This window comes from Streptomyces sp. NPDC001816 (assembly GCF_042892235.1).
In the GTDB taxonomy this organism is placed as follows: Bacteria; Actinomycetota; Actinomycetes; order Streptomycetales; family Streptomycetaceae; genus Streptomyces.
This window is the reverse complement of record NZ_JBIATY010000011.1, coordinates 197251-212448: the sequence shown is the minus strand read 5'-3', so window position 1 is coordinate 212448 and position 15198 is coordinate 197251. Positions and strand designations below refer to the sequence as shown.

The window sequence follows — 15198 nt, the reverse complement described above, 5'->3', positions numbered from 1 at the left end:
GGATACCCGAGTTCGGATCGAGGTTAGGGCCGTGATCGGTCGGGAACAGTCGCGCATCAACAGGGCACGGTCGCACGGCGGTCGCATACGGTCACAAGAGGTCGCAGGAGAACCCAGGAGCTTCTTGACGTCATGTCAGGCCGCGTGCACGGCGTCCTCTCCGGCCGCGCGCACGGCGTCCTCTCCGGCCGCACGCACGGCGCCCTCTCAGGCCGCCCGGATCGCGTCGTCGATCCCCGGGAACGCAAAGGTGAACCCCGACTCCAGCAGCCGCTTCGGCACCACCCGCAGACTGCCCAGCACCTCCCCGGCCATCTCGCCCAGCACCGCCCGCAGCACCGGCGCCGGGACGGCGAACAGCGTCGGCCGGTGCAGCACCCGCCCCATCGCCTCGGTGATCTCACGGTTCGTCAGCGGCTGGGGCGCGGTCAGGTTGAACGGCCCGGACAGCGTGTCCTGGTCGATCAGATACCGGATCGCGGCGACCTCGTCGTGCAGCGCGACATACGACCAGTACTGGCGTCCGTCGCCCATCCGCCCCCCGAGCCCCGCCTTGAACAGCGGGAACAGCCGCCCCCAGGCCCCGCCGCCCCGCGCGACCACCAGACCCGTGCGCACGAACACCGTCCGCACGCCCGCCTCCTGCACGGGCTCCGCCGCCTCCTCCCACTCCACGCACAGCGACGGCAGGAACCCGTCCCCGGGCGGCGCGTCCTCGTCCACGGCCCGGTCGCCCGTGTCGCCGTAGATGCCGATCGCGCTGCCGTTCACGAAGACTCGCGGCGGGATGTCCAGCGAGGCCACCGCCTCCGCCAGCGCCGCCGTGCCGAGCACCCGGCTGTCCCGGACCAGCCGCTTGTACTCCGGTGTCCAGCGCCGGTCGCCGATCCCCGCCCCCGCGAGGTTCACCACCGCGTCGCAGCCGACCAGCCCGGCCGCGTCCACCTGCTGCCGCTCGGGGTCCCAGCGGACCTCGCTCCCGTCCCGGGGCGCACGGCGGACCAGGCGCACCACCTCGTGCCCGTCCGCGGTCAGGGACCGCACCAGGGCGCTGCCGATGAGACCCGACGCACCGGCCACGGCGATTCTTGAACGTTCCATGACCTCAGCATGCGCCGCCGGTCTGCAGGATGCGCGTAAAAACGCGTGGGTCGGCGTCATCCGCCGTCATAGGGTGGCCGTCATGCCGGAGCCGTCCATACGCATCGCCCTGCCGGCCGACGACGAGGAGCTGACCTTCCTCGACAAGGTCACGTGGTCCACCCTGCACGCGGTCACGCCGGAGCCGCAGCCGCCGTACGACCCCTTCTTCAGCGAGCGGCACAGCCCCGAGGACACGCTCGTCGCCGAACTCGACGGACGCATCGTCGGTTATGTCCGCCTCGGCTTCCCGACCTCGCTCGCCGTGAACGCGCACGTACGGCAGATCCAGGGACTCGCCGTCCATGACGACGCCCGCGGCAGGGGCATCGGCCGGGCGCTGATCCGGGCCGCGATCGAGGAGGCGCGCAGCCGCGGCGCACGCCGCATCACCCTGCGCGTGCTCGGGCACAACACTCTGGCGCGCGGGCTCTACGAGTCCGAGGGGTTCGTGGTCGAGGGCGTCCAGCCGGAGGAGTTCCTGCTCGACGGCGTGTTCGTCGACGACGTGCTCATGGGCCGTGCCCTGTGAGCCGCCCTACGACGTGACCAGTTGGCCCGTGTCCACCGGCGCCGTCGCCGTGGCCGCGTGTCCGGCGTCGCTCGCCACCTCGGCCGCCGTCAGCACGTACCCCGTCTCGGCGTCCGAGGTGGAGCGGGCGAAGACCACACCGAACACCCGCCCGTCGGTGGTCAGCAGCGGGCCGCCGGAGTTGCCCGGCCGGACCGTCGAGCGGATCGAGTAGATCTCCCGGGTGACCGTGTGGTTGTTGTAGATGTTCTGCCCGGTCGCCCGCACCCGGTTCGCCACCGTCGCCGCCTGCAGGTTCAGGTTGCCGTCCTGCGGATAGCCCGCGACCACCGCCGAGTCGCCGCGCGCGGCGCTCCGGTCGAACCGCAGCACCGGGGCGCGCAGTTCGGGCACGTACAGCACCGCCACGTCCCGGTCGGGGTCGAAGAGCACCACCCGGGCCTCGTACGACCGCCCGACCCCGCCCACCCGCACGCTCGGGTGGTCGATGCCCGCCACCACGTGGGCGTTCGTCATCACGTGCCGCGACGCGTACACGAAGCCGCTGCCCTCCCGGCCCTCGGTGCCGGAGGCGCCCTCGATCTTCACCGTGCTCCGCTTGGCGGCCTCGGTCGCGGCCGGCGTGACACTGTCGCCCGTGGGCCGGGGCACCTGGGCCGTCGACTCGTTCTCGAACGGGTTGAAGACCTGCGGGAAGCCCGCCTCGGTCAGCGCGGACGTCGCCCGCGAGAACCACACGGGGGTCGTCTCCGGCATCGTCTGCTGCACCGCGCCCAGCAACGCCGAGTTCCGTATGGCCGTCGTCAGGGTCTGCGACGAGGACGCGCCCAGCACGCTCGCCGCGACCCAGGCCACGATCAGCACCGCGACCGAGTTGGCCGCGGCACCCCCTATGCCGTCCGCGACCCGCAGCGGGCCCCGGCCCTCCCGGTCCAGCTCCCGCCGCAGCCGCAGCGCCAGCCGGCCCGCCAGCTCGTGCCCCACCACCCCCGGGACCAGCACCGTCAGCACCGCCAGCACCGTCGCGGCCGACGAGCCGCGCGCCGCCATGCCGGTCACCCACGGCAGCACCCACACACCGACGACCGCGCCGCCCACGAACCCCGCCAGGGACACACATCCGGCCACCAGCCCGCGCCGGTAACCGGACGCCGCGTAGACGAGGATCACCAGTGCGAGCACCAGGTCGAGCAGGTCCACGGAGCCGCCTTTCTCTCGGACCCCCTAATACGGCCGGGGCGGGCCCGATGATCAGTCACGTTCGTGCGAGAGCGGCCACCGGACGGCGAACCGGCCACGTGTGCGTATATCCCCAGAAACGTCCTCCACCAGGACGATGGTTCCACCGGGTGGCACAGCACACATCGCGAGCCCGGCGGACCGGCCCGACAGTGGGCTCATGCCTGTCTTCCGAAGATCGCGAGGGACACGGAAGCGGCGGGCCGTGCGCGTGCCCAGTTCCGTACTGGTGCTGCTGGGCTGTCTGCCCGGCCTGACCGCCGTCCTCACGCTGGTCCTGTTCGCCCGCGGCGTCGAGCGCCCCGTCGAGGTCCGGATCGGCCGGCCCGCCGCGGACCGGCCCCAGCAGGCCCACCGCGCCCCCCGGCCGCTGATCGTGCCCCGTGCCGCCTGGCTGGACAGCACCGCGGCCACGCACAGCCAGCCGCCCCCGCGCTACGACGACAAGGTGGTCGCCGTCTTCGTCCACCACACCGACTCGCCCAACCACTACGACTGCGCCGAGGCGCCCCGCATCATCCGCGACCTCTACGCCGGCCAGACCGGCCCCCGCAGCTGGGACGACATCGGCTACAACTTCCTCGTCGACCGCTGCGGCACCATCTACGAAGGCCGCGCCGGAGGAGTCGACCGGCCCGTCACCGGCGCCCACACCCAGGGCTTCAACCACCGCACCACCGGCATCGCCGCCCTCGGCACCTTCACCGCAGGCGTCGCCGTGCCGCAGGCCATGACCGACGCGATCGCCACCCTCGCCGCCTGGAAGCTCGGCCTCGCCGACGTCGACCCGCGCTCCCGCACCCGCCTGGTCTCCAGCAACGGCCTCAGCCGCTACAAGGCCGGCAGCACCGTCACCCTGCCCGCCGTGGCCGGCCACAACGACGGCTTCATGACCAGCTGCCCGGGCGCCGCCCTGTCCGCCAGGCTCCCGGAGATCAGGCAGACTGCCGCCCGCCTGCAGGGCCGCGTCCCCGCCGGACCCGTGCCCACAGGAACGCCACAGGCGACTCACCGCACCCCCTGAGGTCGCCGCCCTACCGTCGAGGCACGCACTCAGCGGGAGATGCGCCGACTGGAGGTGGGGACACGATGAGCGCTCGTACGCGGCAGCAGGACGAGCAGGCCCGGCAGTCCGGGCCGGCGGGCTCCGTGTGGGCGCGGGCGGTGCGCCGCCCCTGGACCGTCGTCTGCGTGGTCGCGGCGGTCGTGGTCGGACCGGCCGCCGCGACGGCCTCGGCACTCGACCGGGCCAACGCGGCGCCCCCGTTGCACGCGCCCGGAGTCAGCTCTTGAAACGCGCCGAAAGCTTGGGATACAGCTCGGCGAGGGCCGCCTCGTTCTCGAAGTCGATCGGGGTGCCCTCCGGTTCGTCGCTCGTGGACGCGATGCCGAGGTCCGGGGCGACGGTGCCGGTGAGCTGCTCGTACGCCTCGTCCGCCGCGTACCCCAGCTCCTCGCCGTCGCCGTCGATCTCCTCGTCGAAGTCCTCCAGCAGCTCCGCCAGCGAGTCCGGGCTGTGCAGGGCGCCCTCGAAGACCTCCCGGCCCTGGCCGATGAGCCAGCAGCGGAAGTAGTCGAACGCGTCGTCGCTGGCCCCGCCCAGCAGCACCCAGGCGGCGCCCCACAGGTCCCAGTGGTAGGCGCGGTTGTAGCGGGACTCGAAGTGCCGGGCGAAGTCCAGGACCGTCTCCGGGTCCAGCTGGAGCAGCCGGTCCACGAGCAGGTCGGCCTGCTCCTCGGGGTCGCCCTCGGCGGCCTCGCGGGTGGTGTCGATCAGCTCCCAGAACTCCGACTCTTCCATCACGGGTCCAGCATCGGGCCTGAGCCGGTGGGGCGCACGCGGAGTGGGGCGGATCGTTACCTCCCGTACAGAGCGCCGAGGCGTACGGCATCGCGCAGGAACCGCTCCCGCAGACTCTCCGGCGCCAGCACCTCGACCTCCGGTCCCAGCGCCGTCAGCTGGGTGTGCGCGACCTCCTCCGACTCCACCGGCAGGGTCACCGCCACCCACCCCTCCCCGTCCGGGGCACCCGAGCCCGCCAACGCCTCCCGAGCGGAAGCGGGATCGACGGCGTACGGAAGTCTTCGCACCCCGGCCTGCGACAGCCGTACGACGACCTCGGCGTGCAGGATCGACCGGGCGAACCGCTCGGCCTGCTCGGCCCAGTAGCGGGGCAGGTCGAACTCCGGGTCACGGCTGAAGCGCTCGTCGCGGGCCTCGGCGGCGTCGAACCGGTCGATCCGGTACGTCCGGAAGGCGCCGCCGTCGCCCACCCGCGCACACAGGTACCAGACACCCGCCTTCAGCACGAGCCCGTACGGCTCCAGATCTCGCTCGACAACCGCGGCAGCTTCATTGGCGCTCCGCCTCCGGGGCGCCTCAGCCGGTGCCGCGCCGGGGCGCCGGTAGACGGACCCGATCCGCCGGTCGTCCCACACCGCCTCGGCGATCACGGGCAGCAGCGCGGGTGTCTCCGGCTCCCGGAACCAGGCGGGCGCGTCCAGATGGAACCGCTGGGCCGCGCTGTCCGGGGCGTCCCGCAGACAGGGCAGCAGGGCCGCGGAGACCTTCAGCCGGGCCGCGGAGGCCACGTCGTCCAGCCCCATCTCCCGCAGCGCCCCCGGCACCCCGCTCAGGAACAGGGCCTCGGCCTCGCTGCGCGCCAGCCCCGTCAGCCGCGTGCGGTACCCGCCGATCAGCCGGTACCCGCCGGCCCGCCCCCGGTCGGCGTACACGGGCACCCCGGCCTCCGACAGCGCCTGCGCGTCCCGCGTGACCGTCCGCTCCGACACCTCCAGCTCCCGGGCCAGCTCGGCGGCGGTCATGGAGGGGCGGGACTGGAGGAGAAGCACCATCTTGATGAGCCGGGCCGCACGCATGCGTCTCATGATGCCGAGGGCCACTGACAAAGAAGGGGTACGGCAGCTTGCCGTACCCCTTCTCAGGACTCAGGTGACTACAGCCCGTACTTCTCCCGGGCTTCCTTCACCGCGGTCGCCTTGACCTCGCCGCGCTTGGCGAGCTGGGCCAGGGCCGCGACGACGATCGACTGGGCGTCGACGCCGAAGTGGCGGCGGGCCGCCTCGCGGGTGTCGGACAGGCCGAAGCCGTCGGCGCCCAGCGAGGACCAGTCCTGCTCGACCCACTGCGCGATCTGGTCCGGGACCTGGCGCATGTAGTCGGAGACGGCCAGGACCGGGCCCTCGGCGCCCTGCAGCGCCTGGCGGACGTACGGCACCCGCTCCTCGCCGCGCAGCAGGGCCGCGTCGGCCTCCATCGCGTCGCGGCGCAGCTCGGACCAGGAGGTCGCGGACCACACGTCGGCGGCCACGCCCCACTCCTCGGCGAGCAGCTGCTGCGCCTCAAGGGCCCAGTGGATCGCCGTGCCGGAGCCGAGCAGCTGGATGCGCGGGGCGTTGGCCGGGGCGGTCACGCCCGCGGACTCCGCCGTGTTGAAGCGGTACAGACCCTTGACGATGCCCTCGTCGATACCGAGCCCGGCCGGCTTGGCCGGCTGCGGCAGCGGCTCGTTGTAGACCGTCAGGTAGTAGAAGACGTTCTGGTCCTCGCCCGGCTTGGCCTCGCCGTACATTCGGCGCAGACCCTCACGGACGAGCACCGCGATCTCGTAGGCGAAGGCGGGGTCGTAGGTGAGCGCGGCCGGGTTGGTGGCGGCGATCACGGGGGAGTGGCCGTCGGCGTGCTGGAGGCCCTCGCCCGTCAGGGTCGTACGGCCTGCCGTCGCGCCGACGAGGAAGCCGCGGCCGAGCTGGTCGCCGAGCTGCCACATCTGGTCGGCCGTGCGCTGCCAGCCGAACATCGAGTAGAAGATGTAGAAGGGGATCATCGCTTCGCCGTGCGTGGCGTACGCGCTGGACGCGGCGATGAAGTCGGCCATCGAACCGGCCTCGGTGATCCCCTCGTTGAGGATCTGGCCGTTCTTGGCCTCCTTGTAGTACATCAGCTGGTCGCGGTCGACCGGCTCGTACGTCTGGCCCTTGGGCGAGTAGATGCCCAGGGACGGGAAGAGGCTCTCCATGCCGAAGGTGCGCGCCTCGTCGGGGACGATCGGCACCCAGCGCTTACCGGTCTCCTTGTCGCGGACCAGGTCCTTGACCAGGCGGACGAAGGCCATCGTGGTGGCCACGTTCTGGGAGCCGGAGCCCTTGTCGAAGGAGGCGAAGGCCTTCTCGGCGGGGGCGGGCAGCGGGGCCAGCGCGTGCGTGCGGCGGGCCGGGGCCGGGCCGCCGAGGGCCGCTCGGCGCTCCTGGAGGTAGCGGACCTCGGGGGAGTCCGCGCCCGGGTGGCCGTAGGGCACCTGGCCGTCGGCGAAGTCGCTGTCCTTGATCGGCAGGCCGAGCAGGTCCCGCATCGTCTTGAACTCGTCCACCGTCAGCTTCTTCATCTGGTGGTTGGCGTTCTTCGACGCGAAGCCCTCGCCGAGGGTGTGGCCCTTGACCGTCTGGGCCAGGATCACGGTCGGCGCGCCCTTGTGCTCGACGGCGGCCTTGTACGCGGCGTAGACCTTGCGGGCCTCGTGACCACCGCGGGAGAGGTGGAAGCACTCGAGGATCTTGTCGTCGCTCAGCAGCTTCGCCATCTCGACGAGCGCCGGGTCCTTGCCGAAGAAGTCGGCGCGGATGTAGGCGGCGTCGCGGGTCTGGTACGTCTGGATCTGCGCGTCCGGTACCTCGCGCAGGCGGCGTACCAGCGCGCCGGTGGTGTCGAGCTGGAACAGCTCGTCCCAGGCCGAGCCCCACAGCGTCTTGATGACGTTCCAGCCGGCGCCGCGGAACTGGGCCTCCAGCTCCTGCACGATCTTGAAGTTGGCGCGGACCGGGCCGTCGAGGCGCTGCAGGTTGCAGTTGATGACGAAGGTGAGGTTGTCCAGCTCCTCACGGGCGGCGAGCGCGAGGGCCGCCGTCGACTCCGGCTCGTCCATCTCGCCGTCGCCGAGGAACGCCCACACGTGCGAGGCGGAGACGTCCTTGATGCCGCGGTTGGTGAGGTACCGGTTGAAGCGCGCCTGGTAGATCGCGGAGAGCGGGCCGAGGCCCATCGACACCGTCGGGAACTCCCACAGCCAGGGCAGGCGGCGCGGGTGCGGGTAGGAGGGCAGGCCGTTGCCGCCGGACTCCTGGCGGAAGTTGTCGAGGTGGCCCTCGTTCAGCCGGCCGTCCAGGAAGGCGCGGGCGTAGATGCCGGGGGAGGCGTGGCCCTGGATGTAGAGCTGGTCGCCGGACCCGTCGGCCTCCTTGCCCTGGAAGAAGTGGTTGAAGCCCGTCTCGTAGAGCCAGGCCGCGGAGGCGAAGGTGGCGATGTGGCCGCCGACGCCGTACTTCGAGCCGCGGGTCACCATGGCGGCCGCGTTCCAGCGGTTCCACGCGGTGATCCGGGCCTCCATCGCCTCGTCACCGGGAACGGTCGGCTCGGCGGCGGTGGGGATGGTGTTGACGTAGTCGGTCTCGAGGAGCTTCGGCAGCGCGATGCCGCCCGCCTCGGCGCGCTCCAGCGTGCGCCGCATCAGGTAGGCGGCGCGGTGCGGCCCGGCCTCCCTGGCGACGGCGTCCAGGGAGGCCCGCCATTCGGCGGTCTCCTCGGGGTCGCGGTCGGGGAGCTGGTCGAGCGCGCTCGGCTGGATGGCGTTGGGGTCGGTCATGTCGCCGCCTTCCTCAGTCGAAGGGGGTTCCCTCATCGGTAAGGGTTCGGGGGTGCCCTAGGTCTTTGGCAGGACAGGGCTAGGACTTCGGTGGAAGTCCGTCGGCGACTGTAACTCCCTGATCGATGATCGATCAAAGCCTTGAGGGGTAAAACTTCTCGATTACGAGAAAGTAGGCACCCGGTGCCTTCGGTGATGGCACCGGGTGACGCTGAAGCGCCTTGTTTTCGCAGGTGGGGCGGCGTATGAGCGGAGGTGCGCTCTACTGAATCAAGCCCGCGGCGCGCAGCCGAGCACGTGGGCCTTCACCAGCTCCGCGATCCTCGGATCCCGGCGCTTGAAGGCCTGCACCAGCTCCTCGTGCTCCTCCGCGTACGACTGCTGCACCGTGCCCAGCCAGCGGATGGAGAGGGCCGTGAAGACCTCGATGCCCAGGCCCTCCCAGGTGTGGAGCAGCACCGAGTTGTGCGCGGCGCGCACGAGTTCGCGGTGGAAGCCGACCGTGTGGCGGACCTGGGCCGTGCCGTCGGCGTTGCGGTCGGCCTCGTACAGGGCGAGGACGTGGGGCTCCAGGGCCGAGCAGTCCTCCGCGAGGCGGTCGGCCGCCAGCTCCGCCGCGATGGCCTCCAGACCGGCTCGGACCGGGTAGCTCTCCTCCAGGTCGGCCGCCGTCAGGCTGCGTACGCGGACGCCCTTGTTCGGCGCCGACTCGATCAGCCGCAGCGACTCCAGCTCGCGCAGCGCTTCACGCACCGGGGTCTGGCTGACCTCCAGCTCGGTGGCGATCCGTCGCTCCACGATGCGCTCGCCCGGCTGCCAGCGACCGCTGACGATTCCCTCCACGATGTGCTCGCGGATCTGTTCGCGCAGCGAGTGGATGACGGGCGCGGTCATGGAGGCTCCTTCGGGAGGGCTGACGTTTAGACAATACGGCGGGTTCGCTCCGTGGGCAGGGCGTGTGGGGGTGCTTTTGTGCAGGTGAGACGAGCCTTACACGCCGAGCATCCCGACAAACACGAACACCCCGTCCGGAAAGCTCCGGACGGGGTGTCGTACTGCCGTGCAGCGCAGGCGCCTTACAGGCCGAGCTCGACCTCGAACTCGCCCGCCTCCAGGATCGCCTTGACCGCCGTCAGGTAACGGGCCGCGTCGGCGCCGTCGACCAGGCGGTGGTCGTAGGAGAGGGTCAGGTAGGTCATGTCGCGGACGCCGATGACCGTGCCCTCCTCGGTCTCGATGACGGCCGGACGCTTGACCGTGGCACCGATGCCGAGGATCGCGACCTGGTTCGGCGGCACGATGATCGTGTCGAACAGCGCGCCACGCGAACCGGTGTTGGAGATGGTGAAGGTCGCGCCGGACAGCTCGTCCGGGGTGATCTTGTTGGCGCGGACCTTGCCCGCCAGGTCGGCCGTGGCCTTGGCGATGCCGGCGATGTTCAGGTCGCCCGCACCCTTGATGACCGGGGTCATCAGGCCCTTCTCCGAGTCCACCGCGATACCGATGTTCTCGGTGTCGAAGTAGCTGATCGTGCCCTCGGCCTCGTTGATCCGGGCGTTGATGACCGGGTGGGCCTTCAGCGCCTGGGCGGCGGCCTTGACGAAGAACGGCATCGGGGAGAGCTTGACGCCCTCGCGGGCGGCGAAGGAGTCCTTCGCCTTGCCGCGCAGCTTCATCAGGCGGGTGACGTCGACCTCGACGACCGACGACAGCTGGGCCTGCTCGTGCAGCGCCTTGACCATGTTGTCGCCGATGACCTTGCGGATGCGGGGCATCTTGACGGTCTGGCCACGCAGCGGGGAGACCTCCAGCGCCGGGGCCTTCTTGGCGGCGGCCGGAGCGGCGGCCGGAGCCGGAGCAGCGGCGGCGGCCTTCGCGGCCTCGGCGGCGGCGATGACGTCCTGCTTGCGGATGCGGCCGCCGACGCCGGTGCCCTTGACGGTGGCCAGGTCGACGCCGTTCTCGGCGGCGAGCTTGCGCACCAGCGGGGTGACGTAGGCGCCCTCGTCGGTCGGCTGGGCGGCGGCCGGAGCGGCCGGAGCCGGGGTGACCGGGGCCGGAGCCACCGGCGCGGGGGCCGGGGCGGCCGGAGCCGGGGCGGCGGCGACCGGGGCGGGCGCGGGCGCCGGAGCGGCCGGGGCCACGGGGGCGGCCGGAGCCGGAGCCGGGGCCGGAGCAGCGGGGGCCGGAGCCGGGGCGGCGGGGGCCGGGGCCGGGGCGGCGGGGGCCGGGGCGGCGGCCGGAGCCGCACCCGCGGCGCCGATGACGGCGAGCTTGGCGCCGACCTCGGCGGTCTCGTCCTCGCCGACCACGATCTCCAGGAGCACGCCGGAGGCGGGCGCCGGGATCTCGGTGTCGACCTTGTCCGTGGAGACCTCGAGCAGCGGCTCGTCGGCCTCGACGGAGTCACCGACCGACTTCAGCCAGCGGGTGACGGTGCCCTCGGTGACGGACTCACCGAGCGCGGGCAGGACCACGTCCGTGCCGGTGGCGCCACCGGCCGGGGCGGCAGCGGGGGCGGGGGCCGGTGCGGCCGGGGCCGCGGGGGCCTCGGCGACCGGCGCCGGGGCGGGCTCGGCGACCGGGGCCGCAGCCTCGGCGGCCGCGGGGGCCGGAGCGGCAGCGGGCGCACCCGTGCCGTCGTCGATGACCGCCAGCTCGGCGCCGACCTCGACGGTCTCGTCCTCGGCGACCTTGATGGAGGCCAGCACGCCGGCGGCGGGCGAGGGGATCTCGGTGTCGACCTTGTCGGTCGACACCTCGAGCAGCGGCTCGTCGGCCTCGACGCGCTCGCCTTCGGCCTTCAGCCAGCGGGTGACAGTGCCCTCGGTGACGCTCTCACCGAGCGCCGGAAGGGTTACGGAAACCGCCATGGTTTCGGTTTCTCCTTACGAATTTGCGGAAGTCTGTGTCGTCGCGCCCGTGGACCGAAGGCTCAGTCGTGGGAGTGCAGGGGCTTGCCGGCGAGCGCCAGGTGCGCCTCGCCCATCGCCTCGTTCTGCGTCGGGTGGGCGTGGATGAGCTGGGCGACCTCGGCCGGCAGCGCCTCCCAGTTGTAGATCAGCTGGGCCTCGCCGACCTGCTCACCCATGCGGTCGCCGACCATGTGGACGCCGACCACGGCACCGTCCTTCACCTGGACGAGCTTGATCTCGCCCGCGGTGTTCAGGATCTTGCTCTTGCCGTTGCCCGCCAGGTTGTACTTCAGAGCGACGACCTTGTCCGCGCCGTAGATCTCCTTGGCCTTGGCCTCGGTGATACCGACGGAGGCGACCTCCGGGTGGCAGTACGTCACCCGCGGGACACCGTCGTAGTCGATCGGAACGACCTTCAGACCGGCCAGACGCTCCGCCACCAGGATGCCCTCGGCGAAGCCGACGTGCGCGAGCTGGAGGGTCGGGACGAGGTCACCGACGGCGGAGATGGTCGGAACGTTGGTGCGCATGTACTCGTCGACCAGGACGTAGCCCCGGTCCATGGCGACACCCTGCTCCTCGTAGCCGATGCCCTGGGAGACCGGACCGCGGCCGACGGCGACGAGGAGGACCTCGGCCTCGAACTCCTTGCCGTCCGCGAGGGTGACCTTCACACCGTCCTGGGTGTACTCGGCCTTCTGGAAGAAGGTGCCCAGGTTGAACTTGATGCCGCGCTTGCGGAACGCGCGCTCAAGAAGCTTGGAGGAGTTCTCGTCCTCGACCGGGACGAGGTGCTTGAGGCCCTCGATGACCGTGACGTCCGAGCCGAAGGACTTCCACGCCGAGGCGAACTCGACACCGATGACACCGCCGCCGAGGATGATCGCGGACTTGGGCACGCGGTCCAGGACGAGGGCGTGGTCGGACGAGATGATCCGGTTGCCGTCGATCGCCAGGCCCGGCAGCGACTTCGGCACGGAGCCGGTCGCCAGCAGGACGTGGCGGCCCTGGACGCGCCGGCCGTTCACGTCGACGGAGGTCGGGGAGGACAGACGGCCCTCACCCTCGATGTAGGTCACCTTGCGGGAGGCGATCAGGCCCTGCAGACCCTTGTACAGGCCGGCGATGACACCGTCCTTGTACTTGTGGACGGCCGGGACGTCGATGCCCTCGAAGGTGGCCTTGACGCCGAACTGCTCGCTCTCGCGAGCCTGGTCGGCGATCTCGCCCGCGTGCAGCAGGGCCTTGGTGGGGATGCAACCCCGGTGCAGGCAGGTGCCGCCGACCTTGTCCTTCTCGATCAGGGCGACGTCCAGGCCCAGCTGCGCCCCGCGCAGGGCCGCGGCGTAACCACCGCTACCACCGCCGAGGATCACTAGGTCGAAAACGGTGCTGGCGTCGTTCGCCACGTCACGTCCTCCATGCATGTGCGCCTTACGCCGATCTCCGATGACCGGCGGGCGGCTGGTGTCCGGCCGCTTGATGCTTCGGCCCTTCGGTGGGGGCCCTGTCCTGCCGGGCTCCATCTTTGCACTTGTTCGAGGCGGACGAGACGCCGGGCCGGGGTGTGACACATCGCACTGGTGGCGAGCAACAGGACAAAACGGCTCCGGAGTGAAGAACACCCCGGAGCCGTTACGGCAAAGGAATCAACCTCAGCCGAGGTCACCCGCCGCGGTGAGCTCCGCGAGCCGCACCAGCGTCCGCACCCCGCTGCCCGTACCACCCTTCGGCGTGTAACCGAATGCACCGCCCTCGTTGAAGGCCGGCCCGGCGATGTCCAGGTGCGCCCAGGTGATGCCCTCGCCGACGAACTCCTTCAGGAACAGACCGGCGACCAGCCCGCCGCCCATCCGCTCACCCATGTTCGCGAGGTCGGCGACGGGGGAGTCCATCCCCTTGCGCAGGTGCTCCGGCAGCGGCATCGGCCACGCCGGCTCGCCGACCTCCTCCGCGGCCTCGTACACCGCCGTGCGGAAGGCGTCGTCGTTGGCCATGACCCCGAACGTCCGGTGGCCCAGCGCCAGCACCATCGCGCCGGTCAGCGTGGCCACGTCCACGATCGCGTCCGGCTTCTCCAGCGAGGCCGCCCACAGCGCGTCGGCCAGGACCAGCCGGCCCTCGGCGTCGGTGTTGAGCACCTCGACGGTCTTGCCGCTGAACATGCGCAGCACGTCACCGGGGCGCACGGCGGAGCCGGAGGGCATGTTCTCGGCCAGCGCCAGCCAGCCGGTGATGTTGACCTCCAGGCCGAGGCGGGCGGCGGCGACGACCGCGGCGAACACGGCGGCGGCACCGCTCATGTCGCATTTCATCGTCTCGTTGTGACCGGCCGGCTTCAGCGAGATGCCGCCCGAGTCGTAGGTGATGCCCTTGCCGACGAAGGCCAGGTGCTTCTCCGCGTTCGGGTGCGTGTACGACAGCTTGACCAGGCGCGGGGTCGCGACCGAACCGCCGCCGACGCCCATGATGCCGCCGTAGCCGCCCTTGACCAGGGCCTTGTCGTCGAGCACCTGCACCTTGAGGCCGTGCTCCTTGGCCGCGGCCTGCACCTGGGCGGCGAAGGCCGCCGGGGTGAGGTCGTTCGGCGGCATGTTGATCAGGTCACGGGAGCGGTTCAGCTCCTCGGCGACCGCGACGGCGCGGGCCACGGCGCTCTTGTGGGCCGCGTCCCGCGGCTTGCCGCCGAGCAGCGCGGCCTCGGCCAGCGGCGCCTTGCCGTTCTTGGCCTTGGCGTCCTTGCCGGAGTCCTTGTACGCGTCGAAGGCGTAGGCGCCGAGCAGGACGCCCTCCCCGATCGCGCCGACGGCGCCCGCGTCGTCGATGGGCAGCGCGAACACGGCCTTCTTGGACCCGGCGAGCGTACGGGCGGCCAGGCCGGCGGCCTTGCGCAGCGCCTCGGCGTCGTAACCGGCGTCCTTCTCGGGCTCCGCGCCCAGGCCCACCGCCACCACGAGCGGCGCCTTGAAGCCGGCCGGGGCGGGCAGTTTCGTCAGCTCGCCCTCGGCACCCGAGGCACCGAGGGTCTCCAGGACGCCGGCCAGCCTGCCGTCGTACGCGTTGTCCACGGCGTCGGCGCCGGGCGCGACGACGGGTCCCTTGGCGCCCTTGGCGACACCGATCACGATCGCGTCGGCCCGGAGGCCGGGCGCCGCGGCGGTGCTGAGAGTCAGAGCAGTCACGGTGGTGAAATCTCGCTTCCGATGTGAAGTTGCTGTGGCCGATGAGGGGTGGGTCGACCGGGCCCGAGAGCCGACCCTAGGTCCAGGCCTGGGGGCATGTGGCAACCGGGGCCTTCACCCTGTCGGCGAACACCCGTGACGAGACTACGCGCGTGCGACCGTTCGCTCATGCCTGCGGGTGTTCACCTGTGCGTGGCGTCGTAGCCACTTCTCACCCCCGGACGTCGGTGAGCTGAGCCACTCTCATCGGGTTCCGACGGGCCGGCTGCCCGCAGATTCGCATGATTTCCGCTGATCTTCCACGGTTTCGCCGCGGAGGATCCCCTGGAGACGGCCCTGGAGCCGTGCGGAATACCCACGGCATTCCGCAGGCCGAGGACGTGCGGAGCAACTCGCCCTCTCTGCGGGAGAGTTGCGGCTCCGCTGCCCAGCCCCGCACCGGCTGCACCTAGGGGGTGTCTTCTGGATCATGCCGGCGACGCGGGGTCTGGCACGCACATCTGCCGCGTTGTCGTCGGTTGCCGACGCTC

12 protein-coding genes are annotated in these 15198 nt (G+C 71.6%); 3 read left to right on the top strand and 9 right to left on the bottom strand.

Going from position 1 to position 15198, the window contains the following annotated elements; all coding sequences use genetic code 11:
• Positions 1–207 precede the first annotated feature (207 nt).
• Entirely contained in the window at positions 208–1101 is an 894-nt protein-coding gene (locus ACFYZZ_RS33275; RefSeq protein ID WP_389183951.1) for a TIGR01777 family oxidoreductase, read from the bottom strand.
• An 82-nt stretch (positions 1102–1183) separates the two neighbouring features.
• On the opposite strand from ACFYZZ_RS33275, the gene ACFYZZ_RS33270 reads away from it, so the two are divergent.
• Positions 1184–1672, top strand: coding sequence for a GNAT family N-acetyltransferase (locus ACFYZZ_RS33270; protein WP_389183948.1), 489 nt, complete (start codon positions 1184–1186; stop codon positions 1670–1672).
• A 6-nt stretch (positions 1673–1678) separates the two neighbouring features.
• Here ACFYZZ_RS33270 and ACFYZZ_RS33265 read toward each other — a convergent pair whose 3' ends face one another.
• A complete protein-coding gene (locus ACFYZZ_RS33265; protein WP_389183945.1) occupies positions 1679–2872 on the bottom strand; it encodes a MarP family serine protease in 1194 nt (397 codons plus the stop codon).
• A gap of 136 nt (positions 2873–3008) precedes the next feature.
• Here ACFYZZ_RS33265 and ACFYZZ_RS33260 point away from each other — a divergent pair, with 136 nt between their 5' ends.
• Complete coding sequence (locus ACFYZZ_RS33260; protein ID WP_389183942.1) at positions 3009–3935, top strand: peptidoglycan recognition protein; 927 nt, start codon at positions 3009–3011, stop codon at positions 3933–3935.
• 65 nt (positions 3936–4000) lie between these two features.
• A complete protein-coding gene (locus tag ACFYZZ_RS33255) occupies positions 4001–4204 on the top strand; it encodes a hypothetical protein (protein ID WP_389183940.1) in 204 nt (67 codons plus the stop codon).
• Here ACFYZZ_RS33255 and ACFYZZ_RS33250 read toward each other — a convergent pair.
• The 7 genes from ACFYZZ_RS33250 to ACFYZZ_RS33220 all read right to left on the bottom strand — a co-directional run bounded on the left by ACFYZZ_RS33250 (position 4194) and on the right by ACFYZZ_RS33220 (position 14668).
• Positions 4194–4712, bottom strand: a complete 519-nt coding sequence (locus ACFYZZ_RS33250) for a DUF4240 domain-containing protein (RefSeq protein WP_389184274.1) — start codon at positions 4710–4712, stop codon at positions 4194–4196. The genes ACFYZZ_RS33255 and ACFYZZ_RS33250 overlap by 11 nt on opposite strands.
• A gap of 56 nt (positions 4713–4768) precedes the next feature.
• Entirely contained in the window at positions 4769–5791 is a 1023-nt protein-coding gene (locus tag ACFYZZ_RS33245; protein WP_389184271.1) for a helix-turn-helix transcriptional regulator, read from the bottom strand.
• 77 nt (positions 5792–5868) lie between these two features.
• Positions 5869–8571 carry a pyruvate dehydrogenase (acetyl-transferring), homodimeric type gene (aceE, locus tag ACFYZZ_RS33240; RefSeq protein WP_389183937.1) on the bottom strand — a complete coding sequence of 901 codons (2703 nt, stop codon included), beginning with the start codon at positions 8569–8571 and terminating at the stop codon, positions 5869–5871.
• A gap of 270 nt (positions 8572–8841) precedes the next feature.
• Positions 8842–9465: a GntR family transcriptional regulator gene (locus ACFYZZ_RS33235; protein WP_389183934.1), complete on the bottom strand. Its 624-nt coding sequence runs from the start codon at positions 9463–9465 to the stop codon at positions 8842–8844.
• Positions 9466–9647: 182 nt separating this feature from the next.
• A complete protein-coding gene (sucB, locus tag ACFYZZ_RS33230) occupies positions 9648–11444 on the bottom strand; it encodes a 2-oxoglutarate dehydrogenase, E2 component, dihydrolipoamide succinyltransferase (RefSeq protein WP_389183931.1) in 1797 nt (598 codons plus the stop codon).
• Positions 11445–11506: 62 nt separating this feature from the next.
• Positions 11507–12895: a dihydrolipoyl dehydrogenase gene (gene lpdA / locus ACFYZZ_RS33225; RefSeq protein ID WP_389183928.1), complete on the bottom strand. Its 1389-nt coding sequence runs from the start codon at positions 12893–12895 to the stop codon at positions 11507–11509.
• A 246-nt stretch (positions 12896–13141) separates the two neighbouring features.
• A complete protein-coding gene (locus tag ACFYZZ_RS33220; protein ID WP_389183925.1) occupies positions 13142–14668 on the bottom strand; it encodes a leucyl aminopeptidase in 1527 nt (508 codons plus the stop codon).
• Positions 14669–15198 lie beyond the last annotated feature (530 nt).